This window comes from Streptomyces sp. BRA346 (genome assembly GCF_052851135.1).
In genome coordinates, this window is record NZ_JAIWIH010000032.1 from 41,729 (window position 1) to 57,585 (window position 15,857).

Consider the following 15,857-nt stretch of genomic DNA (forward strand, 5'->3'; position numbering starts at 1 on the left):
AGGGGGGACCGCAGGGCGCGGGCCGCGCGCGGGACGGTATGCCCCGCGCGGCGCGGGCCCTTCGGCTGTTTTCGGCTGGAGGGACGATTCAGCGCAGTCCCGAGGACGCCGGAAGCGTGATGCCCAGCGCCGCCGCGTACTTCGCCAGGACCAGCTTGCCCACGGCCGGGTACGCGCCCAGCGCCTCGGCCGCGGCGCAGCCCGCCTCCTCGGCGGCCGCCTTGGTCAGCTCGGAGGACACCTCCGGGCCGATGAGGTACGGCGCGAGCGCGAGCCGGGCCGAACCGGCGGAGCGCAGCTGCTCGGCGACGCGGACCACGGCCCCGTCCTCGTCCAGCGCGGCGGCCATCACCGGCACTGCGAGGCGCGCGGAGAGCAGCATGCCGGTGATCCCACCGGCGTCGGCCGCCTCGCCGCCGCCCACGGTGGCCAGGATGATGCCGTCCGCGGCGGTCGCCACGGTGAAGAGGCGGGCCCGGTCGGCACGGGCGAGGCCCGCTTCCGACAGCCGGACGTGCAGACCCTCCGCGAGCAGCGGGTGCGGGCCGAGGACGTCGGTGAGGTCGGCGGCGGAGCCGCTGTGCACGACGGCCTGGCGTATCCGGCGCAGCAGCGCGTTGTCGGGGCCCGCGAGCAGCGGGACCACCACGGCCGACGGGCCGTCGGTCGGGACGGGCGGCGGCGGAGGCATCTCCGGGATCTCCTCGCCCGCGGCCTCGGCCGCGGCGATCGCCTCCGCGGTGGCGGCGGCGGTGGCCTTGGCGGCCTCCCGCGCCTGGCGCAGCCGCTCGGTGCGGTCCTGGGCGGCCCGCGCGAGCACGGCCTCCAGCTGCGGGAACTCCTCGTTCTCGCCTTCCACGTCCACATAGCCGACCTGGGCGTCGAGGCCGGGCAGCTCGGAGCGGGCGATGCTCACGATCTCCTCGGCCAGACCCCGGGTGGCGGGTTCAGGGGTCCCCGGAACGGCCAGCACCAGCGGCGGTGCGCCCACGGGTGCGGCCGCGGGCTCCGGGCGGCGGTGCCGTCCGGACTGGCGGGGACGCGGCATTCGTACTGGCAGGCCGGACGCGGGCCCTGTGGGGGAGCTCATGGCGCCGCATGTTAGTCGCTCTATAGGGTTGGCTGTTCGGGAGGGGGGCGACTGGGCGTTTTCTGTCCCCTTTTGCCGAGCCTTGCTGTTCGTTGCTGTGCGGTGGGCGAACAGAGCTGCTCGTACAGCCGATAGGGTGTTCGTCATCCGGAGCCGCCGTTCCGGCTATCGGTCGTGGCCGTCGTCACCTCATGTGGTGACGACGCTCAGCAGCCCGGCGTCCAGCGGCAGCCGCAGCTCCCCGGCGGCGAGCGCCGCCGCGATGCGCAGGGCGCCGTCCAGCGGGTCCCCGGCCGCCTCGGTGACCCGGACCCCCGGCAGTCGTGCGGCCAACTCGGCACGCAGGGGCGTCAGCAGGGGTGCGCCCATGCGGAAGAGGCCGCCGGTCAGCGCGACCTCACCGGACTCCAGCCGGGGGCAGACCGCCTCCGCGGCCTGGGCGATGTGGCGGGCGGCGTCCCGCAGGACCGTCTCCGCGACCGGATCGCCCGCGGCGGCGCACCGGCCGACCTCGGGTGCGAAGGAGGCCAGTACGGCGGGCCGGTCGGGCCGCGGATAGAGCGTGCCCGGCAGTTCGGCGGCCGGGCCGAAGACCGCTTCCAGCCGGGCCAGCAGCGGCCGCGAGCCGCCCTCGCGCCCGTCGTACGCGCGCATCGCGGCCTCCAGACCGGCCCGCCCGATCCACGCCCCGCCGCCGCAGTCGCCCAGCAGATGCCCCCAGCCGTCGGCCCGCCGCCACCCGGGCGCATGGCCCCCGGATGTACGGTCGTCCGGCGTCCGTTCCCCGGCCGTACGGTCTCCGGGCGTGCCGTCGCCGGGGCGGTCCGGGCCGCCCGGGCGGTCACGCGCCGCGCCCCCGGGCGGGGCCACCGGCACCGGCAGCGGCACCGCGCCCAGCGCGATCAGGCCGGTGCCCGCGGCAACCACCGCGCCGGGCCGCTGGCCGAGCGCCCCGGCATAGCCGGTCACCGCGTCCGCGGCGAGCGCGAGGCGGCGTACCCCGAACTCCTCCGCGAGCGCGCCCGGCAGCGTCGCCCGCAGATCGTCGCCGAGGGAGGCCATCCCCGCGGCGCCCACGCAGACGGCCGCCGGGCGCCGCGCCCCGGCCCGGCGCAGCAGCTCATGGGCGGCGGGCAGCACCCGTTCCAGCAGCCCGGCCGCGTCGATGCCCCGGTCGCCGATCCCGGCGGGGGTGGCCGAGGCCCAGGTCAGCGGCGTCTCTGCGGCGCCGCCGAGCTGGGGTTCGGCGCGCGCCACGGCCACCCGTACGCCCGATCCGCCCGAGTCGATCCCGAGCACATGTGTCGCATCGTCCACCGGCTCAGCCGAACCCGCGTGAGTCCTGCTTGAGCGCGGTGTCCACGGTCAGAGCGGTGGCCACCACGAGGCTCAGCAGCGGGTCGGGAAGCTGACGGTGGATCTGGAGGACGTAGTTGTCCGCCGTCGTGAACATGGTCTTCGCCAGACCTTCCCAGGTCTTGGTGATCCGGGCGATCTCGGTGTCGGTGTGGTCGACGATGGCGAAGTTCCAGGCGCGCCAGTTCTCCGCCTTGATGGCGCCGATCTGCTGGCCGTTGACCTGTATCCCGAAGTTGATCTTGCCGATGGCGTTCTGCTGGACGATCTCGCCGACCGGCTGGCCGTCCGGGCGCTCCACCAGCACCTTGGACTTGATGAACTTGGCGGGCCGGGTGAGCACCAGATGCGGCTGCCCGGCCGCGTCCCGGATCTCCAGCTTGTGCGTCATGAACTGGTCGAGGCTCGACACGAACCGCGCGACCTTCTTGAGCGTGCTCTGACCGACCTGGACCACCGACCCGACGGACCGGCCGTGCTGGTCGAAGACGCCGTACTCATTGGTCAGCTCGATCAGCTTGGCCTTCTGGTTCACCACCAGCACCGGCTCGGTGAACAGCGTGCCGCCGCCGCCCGCGCCCGGGGCGACGTGCGCCTGCTGCTGCACCTGGTGCTGGACCTTGGCCGGGTTGGGGTGCGGCTGGGCGGCCTGATGCGGCGGGAGGTGACCCTGCTGCTGCCCGGGGTGGCCGGGCTGCTGCCCCGGGTGTCCCTGCTGCTGTCCGGGATGTGCGGGCTGCTGCCCCGGGTGGGTGTGCTCGGTCCACTGGGCGCCGTCCCACCAGCGCAGCTGGTTGGGGGTGCCCTGCGGGTCGGCGTACCAGCCCGCAGGGGTGTTCGGATGAGTCGTCATGGCGGGCAGACTACCCCTCGCCCACCTGGAAAGAAGCGCTCAGGGAAGGCGCCAGTCGACGGGTTGCGCTCCCTGCTGTACGAGCAGGTCGTTGGCCCGGCTGAATGGGCGCGAACCGAAGAATCCCCGGTCGGCCGACATGGGGGAGGGGTGCGCGGACTCGACCGAGGGAAGCGGCCCGAGCAGCGGACGGACGTTGCGCGCGTCGCGGCCCCACAGGATGGACACCAGCGGACGGCCGCGCGCGGCGAGCGCCCGGATGGCCTGCTCGGTGACCTCCTCCCAGCCCTTGCCGCGGTGGGCCGCGGGGCGGCGCGGCGCCGTGGTGAGCGCCTTGTTGAGCAGCAGCACGCCCTGCCCGGTCCAGGGCGTGAGATCGCCGTTGGACGGGCGGGGCAGACCGAGGTCGGTGTGCAGCTCGCGGTAGATGTTCTCCAGGCTGCCTGGCAGCGGCCGCACCTCCGGCGCCACCGAGAAGCTCAGGCCCACCGCATGACCGGGCGTCGGATACGGATCCTGACCCACGATGAGGACCTTCACCTCGTCGAAGGGCTGCTGGAAGGCGCGCAGCACATTCGGTCCGGCGGGCAGATAGGTACGGCCCGCCGCGATCTCGGCCCGCAGGAAGTCGCCCATCGCCGCGATGCGCTCCTCCACGGGCTCAAGTGCCTTGGCCCAGCCCGGTTCCACAATCTCGTTCAACGGTCGTGCAGCCACACCGCGTCACTCTAGTGGCTCAGCGCGTGGCCGCGTGCCGCCTCACCCGGTCACGGCCTCATCCGATCACCGCCGCTCGTACGCAGAGCACATCGGGAAGGTACCGGGCGATCTGCTGCCAGCTCTCGCCCTCGTCCGCGCTCGCGTACACCTCCCCGTTGCGATTGCCGAAGTACACCCCGACCGGGTCCGCGTCATCCGTACGCAGCGCGTCCCGCAGCACCACCCCGTAGTGCGGCTCGCCCGGCAGCCCGGTGGACCGCTCCTCCCAGGACGCGCCCGCGTCCTCGGTGCGGAAGACCCGGCAGCGGTACTCCGGCGGATAGCGGTCCGAGCCGTCAGACACCGGGAAGAGGTAGGCGACTCCGCCGCGCCGCGGATGGGCGGCGATCGCGAACCCGAAGTCGGCGGGCAGCCCCTTGCCGATCTCCTGCCAGTGCGCCCCGCGGTCGTCGCTGCGGTACACCCCGCCGTGGTTCTGGAGATACAGCCGGTCAGGGTCGGTCGCGTCCTGTGCGATCTTGTGCACGCACTGCCCGAACTCGGGGTACTGATCGGGCAGGAACTCCGCCCTGAGCCCGCTGTTCGACGGCGCCCAGCTCGCCCCGCCGTCCACCGACCGGTACACCCCGCCGGACGAGACGGCCACCGTCACCGCGTCGGCGTCCCGCGGATCGGTGACCACCGTGTGCACCGCCTGGCCGCCGAACCCCGCGCCCCACTCGGGCCGCTGCGGGTGGTCCCACAGGCTCCGGACGAACTCGAAGGTCTCGCCGCCGTCCTCGGAGCGGAACAGCGCGCCCGGCTGGGTGCCCGCGTAGACCACGTCGGGCGCGGCGGGCCCGGCCGGGTGCAGCTGCCACACCCGCTCCAGCGACGTGTCGGTCCCCTCCGGGAACCGCACCGCCGGGCGGGCGGGTTCGTGCCAGCTCTCCCCGAGGTCGTCGGAGCGGAAGACCGACGGGCCCCAGTGGGAGCTGTCCGCTCCGGCCAGCAGCCGCGGCGTGCCGGAGCGTCGGGTGTCGATGCCGACGGAGTACACCGCCTGCATGGGGAAGTGCGGCCCGGTGAAATCCCAGCCCGGGCCTGGGCGGCGGCGGCCGAGGAAGAGACCCTTGCGGGTGCCGACGGCGAGCAGAACATCGTCCATGACGGACTCACTCCTTGGGACGTAGGGAGAGGGGAGGGGGAGAGGGGGAGCGGGAGGGGAGAGGGTGAGAAGACTGACGCAGGATGTGTCCGACATCACAGAGTCTGCACCCCACCACTGACAACGGCCCGTGGAAGCGGCTTCCCGCAGGTGGGAGCGGGTGCGTCAGGTCGTCGGCCGGTTCACTGCCGTGGCGGGCTCGCCGTCGACGGCGGCGGCCCAGCGGCCCGCGCCCGCGCCCGCGTTGTCGTCCTGCCGTCGTTGTACGGCGGCTGCCAAACTACGAGGAGCTTCGTACGATGGTGGGTCCCGGAACGACGCGACGAGGAGCAGCAGTCGTGCAGACGCAGACCACGCCGCAGGCGCAGGGGACGGGCCGTTCGCTGGAGCATCCGCGGCGCGAGGACATCCGGCTGGAGGACGTGCTGCACGCGCTGTCCGACCCCATGCGGCTGCGGGTCGTGCGGACCCTGGCCGAGGAGGGCTGCGACCTGTCCTGTTCGGTGTTCGACCTGCCCGTCAGCAAGTCGACCACCACCCACCACTTCCGGGTGCTGCGCGAATGCGGCCTGATCCACCAGATCTACCGGGGCACCGCCAAGATGAACGCTTTGCGCCGGGAGGACCTGGACGCGCTGTTCCCCGGACTGCTCGACAGCGTCCTGACCGCCGTCGTCCGCCAGGACGACCGGGCGGGCGACCACCGCTGAGTTCAGTCCTCCCCGCGGGCCGCGCCCAGCAGGCCCGTCCAGTCCGGGATCTTCACCCTCGTACGGCCCAGCGCCTCCCCGAGCGTCGCCTCCGCCGCCTCGATCCGCAGCCACCCCGTCCACTCGACCGGCTCCACCCCCGCCGTGCGCAGCGCGGCGAGCGGGTCCTCGGCCACCGGCCGCGCCGCCAGGACGTCCGCGTCGGCGAGCAGCGAGGCGACCGTCTCCTTGGCGCACGGACGGTTGGTGCCGATCACCCCGGTCGGGCCGCGCTTGATCCACCCCGCCACGTACTCACCGGGCGCGGGCGCCCCGCCGCGCAGCACCCGCCCCGCCGCGTTCGGCACGGTGCCCCGCTGCTCGTCGAACGGCAGCCCGGGCAGCGGTACACCCCGGTAGCCCACCGACCGCAGCACCAGCTGCGCCTCGATGTCCTCGAAGACGCCCGTGCCCGCCACCCCGCCCCGCCCGTCCGGCGCGGTCCGCTCGAACCGTACGGCGCGCACCGCGCCCTCGCCGAGCAGTGCCGCGGGCCGCAGGAAGAAGCGCAGATGGATGCGGCGCGGACGGCCCATGGGCTCGCGCCGCGCCCAGTCGCGCAGCACTTCGACGTTGCGCCGGTTGGCCGCGGGCAGCTCCGAGGGGTCGCCGTACGCCGGGTCCAGCGCCAGCTCCTCGGCGCGTACGAGCACATCGGCACCGGTCAGCGAGCCCAGCTCGCGCAGCTCCTTGGTGGTGAACTTCGCCTGCGACGGACCGCGCCGCCCGACCACGTGCACATCGGCGACCCGGCTGTCGGCCAGCGCGCCGAGGGCGAGATGGGGCACGTCGGTGGGCCGCAGCTCCTCCGCCCCGCGGGCCAGGATGCGGGCCACGTCCACCGCGACGTTGCCGACCCCGACGACGACGGCGGAGCGCGCGCCGAGCGCGAAGGCGTCGCCGGGGGCGTCCGGATGGGCGCTGTACCAGGAGACGAACTCGGTGGCGGAGTAGCTGCCGGGCAGCTCCTCGCCCGGCACCCCGAGCCGCCGGTCGGTCGCCGCGCCCACGCAGTAGACCACCGCGTGGTAGAGCCCGAGCAGCCGCTCGGGCACCAGCGGCGGCGGACCCACGTGCACATTGCCCAGGAAGCTGACCCGCGGGTGCTCCAGGACCGCGCGCAGGGTGTTCTGGAGCGACTTGATCTTCTCGTGGTCGGGCGCGACGCCGTAGCGCACCAGCCCGTACGGGCAGGGCAGCCGGTCCAGCACATGCACCGACACCTCGGGTACGGCCTGCTGCTGGACGAGAGCCTGGGCGGCGTAAACGCCGCTCGGCCCGGATCCCACGACGGCGACGCGAAGCACGGAGGAACTCCTTCCGCAGGCTGTCTCCAGCATCGCACCCGGCGGGCGGCGGTGTGCGGCGCTACGCGCCGGACGACGAGGACGAGTGACGGAAGGTGCTCCTGGTGCACGCGAGGCGCCGACGCAAGCCGCTTACGAGGCCCGCTCAGGCGAGCCGCCCGGGCAGGTCGCCCGGGCGAGCCGCCCGGGACGCATGGACGAGCCGCTCACGCCGGCTGCCTGGGCGGGCCGCTCACGTCACCCGCTGCATCCGGCGGATCTCGCTGCTCTGCTGAGCGATCACATCGTTGGCCATCTCCTCCACCCGGACGTTGTTGCCCCGGCCCAGCACATCCGTCGCCATGGAGACCGCGCCCCGGTGGTGGGCGATCATCAGCTTGAGGAACAGCGCGTCGAAGTCGGCCCCCTCGGCGGCGCGCAGCGCGTCCAGCTGCTTCGGCGTGGCCATGCCGGGCATGTCCGCCGTCCCGCCGTGGTGGTGCTGGTCGGCCGCGCCGCCGCCGGACCTCCGCTGCCAGCCCCGCATCGCGTCGATCTCCGGCCGCTGCGCCGCCGCGATGCGCTCGGCGATCCGTCTGACCTTGGCCGATCGCGCGCGGTCGGGGGCGAGGTCGGTCATGACCAGGGCCTGCTGATGATGCTCGATCATCATGGCGACGTAACGGCGGTCGGCGGCGTTGGGGGAGTCGTCGTCGCCCGCCTTCGCCGCCTCCTCCGCCGACAGCGTCTCCGCCGCCTCGCCCGGCCGCCCCGGGGCGATCACCGCGGGCTTCCCGTCCTTCCCCTTCCCGGTGTCCTGCCGGTCGCCGTCCGACTCACAGCCGGTGAGGGCGAACATCACGGCGGCGGCCGTCACCGCGAACGCGAGGGATGCGGCGTGAAGCCTCGTACGCCGGTGCAACACCGTTGCCTCCAGGGGAAGTCGGGATTTTCCGTTACGACCATGTTGCCGTCTGTTGTGGTGTACATGAGAGGCGCGATACTGCCCACGTCGTCCAATGAACCGTTCAACTCCGAACGGGCATCAGGGACGTAAGGGAGGACGCAGTGAAGCCGTGGGAAAGACCCCCGCAGCGGCGCAGATACCTCGGTGCGGCCGTGGCCGCGCTTGGCCTGGTGGTCTCGTTGCTGGCGGCGAGCCCCGCGGTCGCGACACCGGACCCCGGTGACGCGCCGCACAACGAGCGGATGACGAAGGATCAGGCATCCGGCACCAGGGCCGCCATCGAGAGCGGCGAGATCCCCCGGGTGGACGCGATCGTTCACAGCGACAACGTCAGTCACCTCACCAACATCCCCAAGCAGGACCTCAAGGGAACCAATTCGGACCTCGCTTTCCAGGGCAAGTACGCCTTCGCGGGCAACTACGACGGCTTCGTCATCTACGACATCAGCCGCCCGAAGCACCCGGAGATCGTCAGCCAGGTGCTCTGCCCCGGTGCGCAGAACGACGTATCGGTCTCCGGGAACCTGCTCTTCCTGTCCACCGACTCCTCGCGCAGCGACAACTCCTGCAACAGCACCACGCAGCCCGCCACCGAGAAGTCCTCCTGGGAGGGCATGAAGGTCTTCGACATCAGCGACAAGCGCAACCCGCGCTACGTCGCCGCCGTCGAGACCTCATGCGGTTCGCACACCCACACCCTGGCGCCCGACCGCAAGAACGTGTACGTCTACGTCTCCTCGTACTACCCGAGCAAGACGTTCCCGGACTGCCAGCCCCCGCACGACGGCATCTCCGTCATCAAGGTGCCCCGCAAGGCGCCCGAGAAGGCCGCGGTCGTCGACTTCCCCGTGCTCTTCCCGGACGGCGGCAACCCCGGCGGCTCCACCAACCCGGGCGTCAGCGAGACCACCGGCTGCCATGACCTCACCACGTTCCCCGAGCTGAAGCTGGCGGCGGGCGCGTGCATGGGCGACGGCATCCTCCTCGACATCGCCGACCCCGCCAAGCCACGGGTCATCGACCGGGTCGAGGACAACGTCAACTTCGCCTTCTGGCACTCGGCGACCTTCAACGAGCGCGGGAACAAGGTCGTGTTCACCGATGAGCTGGGCGGCGGCGGGGCCGCGACCTGCAACGAGGCGACCGGCCCGACGCGCGGCGCCGACGGCATCTACGACATCGTCGGCAAGGGCGACAAGCGAAAGTTGAAGTTCCGTAGCTACTACAAGATCCCGCGCCACCAGGCCGCCACCGAGAACTGCGTCGCCCACAACGGCTCGCTGATCCCCGCCAAGGGCCGCGACATCATGGTCCAGGCGTGGTATCAGGGCGGCGTGTCCATCTGGGACTTCACCGACTCCGACCGCCCCAAGGAGATCGGCTACTTCGAACGCGGTCCGATCTCGGCCGACACGCTGGTCTCCGGCGGCGCCTGGTCCGCGTACTACTACAACGGCCACATCTACTCGAACGACATGACCAAGGGCTTCGACGTCCTGAAGATCGACGACCGGCGCACGGACAGCGCCCGGTCGGTGCGGCTGCGCGAGCTGAACGTCCAGACGCAGCCGGACTACCGCTGACGGCTCGCCCGAGCGCTCAGCCTGTCCGACCCTTCTCCGGTTGATCGTTCGCCGGGGCCCCGCCGGGCGGCTCCCCGCCCGGCGGGACACCCAGCTCCCAGTCCAGCCCATAGCGCTGGAACAGCTCCGTCCGCAGCCGCTCCGGCTCCATCGGCGCCCCCGGCAGCAGCACCGCGACCACCGCGCCCATCAGCAGCGCGCGCAGCAGCCGGTAGTCGGCCTCCGGGTCCCGGGAGCCGTAGCGGGTCACCGTGTCGTGCAGCAGGGCGGCCAGCCGCTGCTGCTCCGGGCACTGGATGAACCCCTCCGCGGTGAGGATCCCCGCCATGTGCGTCCGCATCAGCCGCGGTTGGTCCCGGGCGAGCCCCAGGATCGCGTCGATCGCGCGCGCCAGCAGTTCGCGGCCCGCGCCCTCGCCCTCCGGGCGCGGCTCGCGCTCCAGGGCCTTGGCCAGTTCCTCGTGCATCAGCCGGTGCACGGCGGTCTGGAGCAGCTGGCGCTTGCCCGGGAAGTAGTACGAGACCAGCCCGCGGGCGGCCCCCGCCCGGTCGGCGATGTCGGCGAGCGTCGTCGCCTCGTAGCCGCGCTCACCGACCAGTTCCACCGTCGCTTGCAGCAGACGGGCCTGGGACCGGCGGCGCAACTCCTCATTGACCGACGGGCTGCGGGGGGACAAGCTATAACTCCTGCGTTGGTTGGCTGCGAGCCAATATACTCAGGGCGCAGGATGCTGTCCGACGATCTCCCGAGGATGGCTTGTAACCTCCGCCGGTTCGGGCGACGCGGGGGATCGTCCGAACCGGCGGATTCCTTCCCCTGCGGACGTCAGCTCGCCGACACGACGGTGAAGTTGAACCGGCTGATCTCGTCGGTCCTCGCCGTAGGCACGTCGCCCCCGCACAGGGGTGCGCTCCGCGGGGAGCGGAGGTCCACGCTGGCAGGATGCTGCCATGACGACGCATCAACCCAGTGGTGACGAAGTGAACGCGTTCTGCTGGATGGACCTCAAGACCCGTGATCTGCCCGGCACCGCCGCCTTCTTCTCGAAGACACTGGGCTGGCACTTCGCGGTGGACGAGGAGGACTGGCGCCGGGCCACCGTGATAGCCGTCGACGGTCACCGGATCGGCGGCGTGAGCGACCTCGCGCAACCGGTGTACCCACCGGAAACCCCCGCGCACATCGCGTACTACCTCGCGGTCGACGACGTCGACCGCCGCACCGAAGCGGCGACGGCCCACGGCGCCCGCCTCGTCGTCCCTCCCTTCGACGCGGGCGATCAGGGCCGCATGGCGACCTTGATCGACCCGGTGGGCGCCGCCTTCTCCCTGTGGCAGCCGTATCGGTTCAGCGGGTGGGGGTTCCCGCCCCGCACCGCGGGCGCCCCCCACCGCATGGTCCTGGCGTGCGAGGAGCCGGACCGGGCCCGGCGCTTCTACCGCGAGACGACGGGCGCCCGCCTTGCCCGCGCCGATTTCGTCGCCGCATCCGGCCCCCTCGCCGCCGTCCCGCGGTGGGAACTCGTCGTCGCCGTCGAGGATCTGGACGGTGTCCTCGCCCGCGCCCGCGACGACGGCCCGGGCGCCGTCACCTGGCGGGACGAGGCCGGGCGCCGCGACGCGAGGGTGAGCGGCCCGGAGGGGCTGAGCGTCCGGGTCCGCCGCCTGGACCCGTGAAAGCCGGGCGGCGCGCCGGTCACCAGCTGGTGCGCCCCGTCCCGTCGGACGCGATGACCTGGTGGGCGAGCGCCACCAGGTGGGGGATGGCCGGGTGTCCCAGCCCCTCGCGCCAGGCCAGGACGACGGGAATGGCCGGTGCGTCCGTGAGCGGGCGGAAGACCAGCGAGGGGTGGGTGTGATGGCTCGGGGTGGCCGAGGTGGAGATCCCCACGGCGCGGCCCGCCGCGATGGCGATGAGCCACTCGTCGGTGTTGGTCACCTCGATGGCCGCGACGGGCCGGGCCGTCGGCGGCCACAGGTCCATCGTCGTGGTGCCGGAGACGGTGTTGAGGGCGATCGGATGGGCGGCGAGGTCCGCCAGGGTGACCCGGGGGAGGGCCGCCAGCGGGCTGTCCGCGGGCATGACCACCACCCGCTCCTCGGACATCAGCAGCTCCGTGCGGAGCCCCTCCGCGGTGACCTCGCCGCGCAGCAGGGCCGCGTCGACCTTGCCCTGGGTGAGGCCCGCCGTGCGGTCGTCGATGCGGAGCAGCTCCAGCGGGGTGCCGGGGTGGGTCTCGTCCCAGCGGCGCAGCAGCGGGATGGTGTGGTCTCCGAGCGCGGCCCACGGGTGGCCCAGCCGCAGCGGCCAGCTCTTCAGGCCCCGGGGATCGAGCGCGGTCTCGACGGCGGACAGGGCGGCCAGGGCCTTGTCACGGAATGTACGGCCCTCCGCGGTCAGCCGGAGGTGATGGGTCGAGCGGTCGACGAGGCGGGTGCCGAAGTGTTCCTCGATCTGGCGCAGTGTGCGCGAGAGCGCGGGCTGGCTCAGATGGAGACGGGCGGCGGCACGCGTGACGTTGCCCTCCTCGGCGATGGCGAGGAAGGCGCGCAGGTGCCGCAGCTCAACGGTCATACGCGAGAAGCATAACCGCAGGGAATCGCGCATTTCACACGGCGTGGTCCGGATTCCTAGCGTGAGGGCATGACATCACCGGCGCGCAGCGCTTCCGCGACGACGACCGCCCCCGTCCTCCTCCGCCACACCTCCGGCCGCGGCACGCTCGGCGGCGTCGGCCTGGTCCTCATCGGCACCGTGTCCGTGCAGTTCGGGTCGGCGTGCGCCGCGCTGCTGTTCCCTCGCGCCGGGGCGCTCGGCACGGTCGCGCTGCGGATCACGATCGCGGCGTTGCTGCTGCTGGTCATCACCCGGCCCCGGCTGCGCGGATACGGGCGCACCGACTGGGCGGTGGCCTGCGGGTTCGGCGTGGCCCTGGGCGGCATGAACATCCTCTTCTACCAGGCGGTCGACCGCGTCCCGCTGGGCGCTGCGGTCACCATCGAGGTGCTCGGCCCGCTGCTGCTGTCGGTCGTCGCCTCGCGCCGCGCCACCAGCCTGCTGTGGGCCGGTCTCGCCCTGGCCGGGGTGTACCTGCTGGGGCACGGCGGCTTCGGGCAGCTCGACGCCGCGGGCGTGGCCTTCGCGGTCGGCGCCGGGGTGATGTGGGCGGCGTACATCGTCCTCAACGCCCGCGCCGGCGCCCGCTTCCCGCGTCTGGACGGCCTGACAATCGCGATGTCCGTCGCCGCGCTGATCAGCCTGCCGCTGGGCGTCGGGGCATCGGGCGGGGCCCTGCTGGACCCGGTGGCGGTCGGCCTGGGCCTGGCGATCGCGGTGATGAGCTCGGGCGTGCCCTACGCCCTGGAACTGCTCGCCCTGCGACGGCTGCCCGCGGCGACGTTCGCGGTCCTGACGAGCCTGGCCCCGGCCGTCGCCGCGGCGGCGGGCTATCTGGTGCTGGACCAGGGGCTGTCGCTGCCGCAGTGCGCCGCGATCGCGATGGTGGTCGCGGCGAGCGCGGGGGCGGTGCGTACGGGCAACCGCTGAGGCGGCGAAGGAGGCGGTACGGGAGACCGCACAACGAAAGGCAAGGAGGTCATCCGTTCTCCTTGCCACTCTCAACGTATAGCGCACCGGGGGCCTTGCGGCAAGGCCCCCGTCGTGCCGCAGAATAACCCGCCCAGGGCCGGAACCGGGGGAAATGGGTGGGCTTTTCATGATTGATGTGATCGTGGTCGGCGGCGGACCGACCGGGCTGATGCTGGCCGCCGAGTTGCGGTTGCACGACGTGCACGTGGTCGTGCTGGAGAGGCTGACCGAGCCGACCCGGCAGTCCCGCGGGCGCGGTCTGCACGCGCGCAGCGTCGAGATGATGGACCAGCGCGGCCTGCTGGACCGATTCCTCGCGGTCAGCGAGACGTTCCGGGTCGGTGGCCTCTTCGGCGGCATCATGAAGCCGTGGCCGGACCGGCTGGACACGGCGCACCCGTACGGCCTGGCCGTCTCGCAGCAGCTGACCGAGCGGCTGCTGAACGAGCGTGTCCTCGAAGCCGGGGCCGAGATCCGGCGCGACTGCGAGGTGGTCGGGCTGAGCCAGTCCGCGGACGACGACGGGGTGACCGTCGAACTGGCGGACGGCACGCATCTGCGCTCGCGCTACCTCGTCGGCTGCGACGGCGGTCGCAGCCTGGTGCGCAAGCGCCTCGGCGTCGGCTTTCCCGGCGAGCCCGCGAAGGTCGAGACGCTGCTGGGGGACATGGAGGCGACCGAGGACCCGGCGACGATCGCCGCCGTCGTCGAGGAAGTCCGCAAGACCCAGCTGCGGTTCGGCGCCATCCCCGACGTGGACGGGAACGCGGGGGTGTACCGCATCGGCGTGCCCGCCGACGGCGTGGCGGAGGACCGTACGACTCCGCCGACCCTGGAGGAGTTCCGCCAGCAGCTGCGGGCCACCGCGGGCACCGACTTCGGCGTGCACTCGCCGCGCTGGCTGTCCCGGTTCGGCGACGCCACCCGGCAGGCCGAGCGCTACCGGCTCGGCCGGGTGCTGCTGGCGGGCGACGCGGCGCACATCCACCCGCCGACCGGCGGGCAGGGGCTCAACCTCGGCATCCAGGACGCGTTCAACCTCGGCTGGAAGCTGGCCGCCGCGGTGAACGGCTGGGCGCCGGACGGGCTGTTGGACACCTACCACGCCGAACGGCACCCGGTGGGCGCCGCCGTGCTGGACAACACCCGCGCGCAGATGACGCTGCTGGGGACAGATCCGGGTGCGACCGCGCTGCGCGAGCTGTTCTCGAAGCTGATGGACTTCGAGGAGGTGAACCGGTACGTCACCGGGATCATCACCGCGGTCGACGTCCGCTACGACCTCGGCGAGGGCCACGAACTGCTCGGCCGGAGGCTGCGGAACGTGGCGCTGAAGCGGGGGCACCTCTACGAGCTGATGCACGGCGGCCGCGGGCTGCTGCTCGACCAGACCGGTCGGCTCTCGGTGGCGGGCTGGGCGGACCGGGTCGACCACGTCGTCGACGTCAGCGGGGAACTGGACGCGCCCGCGGTGCTGGTGCGGCCGGACGGCCATGTGGCGTGGGTCGGCGAGGACCAGCAGGATCTGCTCGGCACCCTGCCCCAGTGGTTCGGCGCGGCCGTCGGCTGACGGCTCGGGAGGGCCGGGGTGGGGGCTTCACCGGGCTTCAGTCCCCATCCCGCTCGCTGACGCCCAGCAGGGCGAGGAAGGCGGAGGCGGCGGGGGAGGGGGCGAACCGGCTCCAGGCGAGGCGCTCCACCCGTACCGGACCGTTGCGGACCGGCACGCTCCGCAGGCCGGGCAGGTCGGCGGCGAACGCCGCGGGCAGCAGGGCGATGCCCAGGCCATGGCGGACCATCCGGGCCATGAGTTCGACGCCGGACACCTCGAAGGCGACCTCGCGCCGCAGACCGGCCGCCGTGAACGCCTCGTCCGACTGGGCGCGGGCGGCGCTGCCGTCGGCGAAGTCCACGAACACTTCCTCGGCGAGGCGGGGGAGGTCCACCTCGTCCTCCGCCGCCAGCGGATGGCCCGGGGCGATCACGGCGACGTGCCGCCCCTGGGTGAGTTCCCGGTCGCGGACGCCCTGCGGCCGGGATCCGGGCGGTACGCCGAGGAACGCAGCGTCCAGTCGGCCGTCGCGCACCTGCTCGACGAGCCGCTCGCTGGAGTCGACCCGCAGGCTGATCCGCACCCGGGGGTAGCGCAGACGGTAGTCCCGCAGCGCCGCCGGGAGGTCGACGGCGGCCACGGTGGAGATCGATCCGACGGCCAGTTTGCCCCGTATCTCGCCGGTGGCCGCCGCCACCTCCGCCCGGGCCCGCTCGGCCGCCTCCAGGGCCTGGCGGGCGGCGGGCAGGAACGCCTCTCCGGCGGTGGTCAGCCGCACCCGGCGGCTGGTCCGCTCGAACAGCCGGGCGCCCAGTTCCTTTTCCAGCCGGGCCACTTGGTGGCTGAGCGCGGACTGGACGATGTGGCAGCGCTCGGCGGCGCGGGTGAAGCTCGCGGTCTCCGCCACCGCGAGGACGTAGCGCATCTGCTGGAGGTCCACCGATCCATCGTGAAACACGATGGGTC

15 protein-coding genes are annotated in these 15,857 nt (G+C 73.0%); 5 read left to right on the forward strand and 10 right to left on the reverse strand.

What is annotated here, in order from left to right; all coding sequences use genetic code 11:
• Positions 1–88 precede the first annotated feature (88 nt).
• The 5 genes from LCH29_RS31490 to LCH29_RS31510 all read right to left on the reverse strand — a co-directional run bounded on the left by LCH29_RS31490 (position 89) and on the right by LCH29_RS31510 (position 5,166).
• Positions 89–1,090 (reverse strand): hypothetical protein, encoded by a 1,002-nt coding sequence (locus tag LCH29_RS31490; protein ID WP_123105724.1) that lies wholly within the window; start codon positions 1,088–1,090, stop codon positions 89–91.
• A gap of 189 nt (positions 1,091–1,279) precedes the next feature.
• A complete protein-coding gene (locus tag LCH29_RS31495) occupies positions 1,280–2,407 on the reverse strand; it encodes an N-acetylglucosamine kinase (RefSeq protein WP_446465096.1) in 1,128 nt (375 codons plus the stop codon).
• Positions 2,408–2,411: 4 nt separating this feature from the next.
• Positions 2,412–3,299, reverse strand: a complete 888-nt coding sequence (locus tag LCH29_RS31500; RefSeq protein WP_446465097.1) for a phospholipid scramblase-related protein — start codon at positions 3,297–3,299, stop codon at positions 2,412–2,414.
• Positions 3,300–3,338: 39 nt separating this feature from the next.
• A complete protein-coding gene (locus LCH29_RS31505; protein WP_446465098.1) occupies positions 3,339–4,016 on the reverse strand; it encodes a uracil-DNA glycosylase in 678 nt (225 codons plus the stop codon).
• A 58-nt stretch (positions 4,017–4,074) separates the two neighbouring features.
• A complete protein-coding gene (locus tag LCH29_RS31510; RefSeq protein ID WP_446465099.1) occupies positions 4,075–5,166 on the reverse strand; it encodes a WD40/YVTN/BNR-like repeat-containing protein in 1,092 nt (363 codons plus the stop codon).
• 338 nt (positions 5,167–5,504) lie between these two features.
• On the opposite strand from LCH29_RS31510, the gene LCH29_RS31515 reads away from it, so the two are divergent.
• Entirely contained in the window at positions 5,505–5,876 is a 372-nt protein-coding gene (locus LCH29_RS31515) for an ArsR/SmtB family transcription factor (RefSeq protein WP_446465100.1), read from the forward strand.
• A gap of 2 nt (positions 5,877–5,878) precedes the next feature.
• Here the strand turns inward: LCH29_RS31515 and LCH29_RS31520 are convergent, their stop codons facing one another.
• Both LCH29_RS31520 and LCH29_RS31525 read right to left on the reverse strand, forming a co-directional pair.
• On the reverse strand, positions 5,879–7,222 hold the full coding sequence (locus tag LCH29_RS31520; RefSeq protein WP_446465101.1) for an FAD-dependent oxidoreductase: 1,344 nt from the start codon (positions 7,220–7,222) through the stop codon (positions 5,879–5,881).
• A gap of 232 nt (positions 7,223–7,454) precedes the next feature.
• Positions 7,455–8,126, reverse strand: a complete 672-nt coding sequence (locus LCH29_RS31525; protein WP_446465102.1) for a DUF305 domain-containing protein — start codon at positions 8,124–8,126, stop codon at positions 7,455–7,457.
• Between the two features lie 143 nt (positions 8,127–8,269).
• On the opposite strand from LCH29_RS31525, the gene LCH29_RS31530 reads away from it, so the two are divergent.
• Positions 8,270–9,751 (forward strand): LVIVD repeat-containing protein, encoded by a 1,482-nt coding sequence (locus LCH29_RS31530; RefSeq protein ID WP_446465103.1) that lies wholly within the window; start codon positions 8,270–8,272, stop codon positions 9,749–9,751.
• Between the two features lie 16 nt (positions 9,752–9,767).
• Here LCH29_RS31530 and LCH29_RS31535 read toward each other — a convergent pair whose 3' ends face one another.
• Complete coding sequence (locus tag LCH29_RS31535) at positions 9,768–10,427, reverse strand: TetR/AcrR family transcriptional regulator (RefSeq protein ID WP_446465104.1); 660 nt, start codon at positions 10,425–10,427, stop codon at positions 9,768–9,770.
• Between the two features lie 274 nt (positions 10,428–10,701).
• Between LCH29_RS31535 and LCH29_RS31540 the strand changes: the two genes are divergently transcribed.
• Positions 10,702–11,427 (forward strand): VOC family protein, encoded by a 726-nt coding sequence (locus tag LCH29_RS31540; RefSeq protein ID WP_446465105.1) that lies wholly within the window; start codon positions 10,702–10,704, stop codon positions 11,425–11,427.
• 19 nt (positions 11,428–11,446) lie between these two features.
• On the opposite strand, the gene LCH29_RS31545 is transcribed toward LCH29_RS31540, so the two are convergent.
• Positions 11,447–12,325, reverse strand: a complete 879-nt coding sequence (locus LCH29_RS31545; protein WP_446465106.1) for a LysR family transcriptional regulator — start codon at positions 12,323–12,325, stop codon at positions 11,447–11,449.
• 69 nt (positions 12,326–12,394) lie between these two features.
• On the opposite strand from LCH29_RS31545, the gene LCH29_RS31550 reads away from it, so the two are divergent.
• Both LCH29_RS31550 and rox read left to right on the forward strand, forming a co-directional pair.
• Positions 12,395–13,297, forward strand: a complete 903-nt coding sequence (locus LCH29_RS31550) for an EamA family transporter (RefSeq protein WP_446465107.1) — start codon at positions 12,395–12,397, stop codon at positions 13,295–13,297.
• Positions 13,298–13,466: 169 nt separating this feature from the next.
• Positions 13,467–14,909, forward strand: coding sequence for a rifampin monooxygenase (gene rox / locus LCH29_RS31555; RefSeq protein ID WP_446465108.1), 1,443 nt, complete (start codon positions 13,467–13,469; stop codon positions 14,907–14,909).
• A 37-nt stretch (positions 14,910–14,946) separates the two neighbouring features.
• On the opposite strand, the gene LCH29_RS31560 is transcribed toward rox, so the two are convergent.
• Positions 14,947–15,831, reverse strand: a complete 885-nt coding sequence (locus LCH29_RS31560) for a LysR family transcriptional regulator (RefSeq protein WP_446465109.1) — start codon at positions 15,829–15,831, stop codon at positions 14,947–14,949.
• Between the last annotated feature and the right edge of the window lie 26 nt (positions 15,832–15,857).

Bases quoted from the DNA above. Each gene is read 5' to 3' on its own strand.
- LCH29_RS31510 (WP_446465099.1), bottom strand. From the start codon at position 5,166: ATGGACGATGTTCTGCTCGCCGTCGGCACCCGCAAGGGTCTCTTCCTC.
- LCH29_RS31500 (WP_446465097.1), bottom strand. From the start codon at position 3,299: ATGACGACTCATCCGAACACCCCTGCGGGCTGGTACGCCGACCCGCAG.
- LCH29_RS31540 (WP_446465105.1), top strand. From the start codon at position 10,702: ATGACGACGCATCAACCCAGTGGTGACGAAGTGAACGCGTTCTGCTGG.
- LCH29_RS31550 (WP_446465107.1), top strand. From the start codon at position 12,395: ATGACATCACCGGCGCGCAGCGCTTCCGCGACGACGACCGCCCCCGTC.
- rox (WP_446465108.1), top strand. From the start codon at position 13,467: ATGATTGATGTGATCGTGGTCGGCGGCGGACCGACCGGGCTGATGCTG.
- LCH29_RS31545 (WP_446465106.1), bottom strand. From the start codon at position 12,325: ATGACCGTTGAGCTGCGGCACCTGCGCGCCTTCCTCGCCATCGCCGAG.
- LCH29_RS31490 (WP_123105724.1), bottom strand. From the start codon at position 1,090: ATGAGCTCCCCCACAGGGCCCGCGTCCGGCCTGCCAGTACGAATGCCG.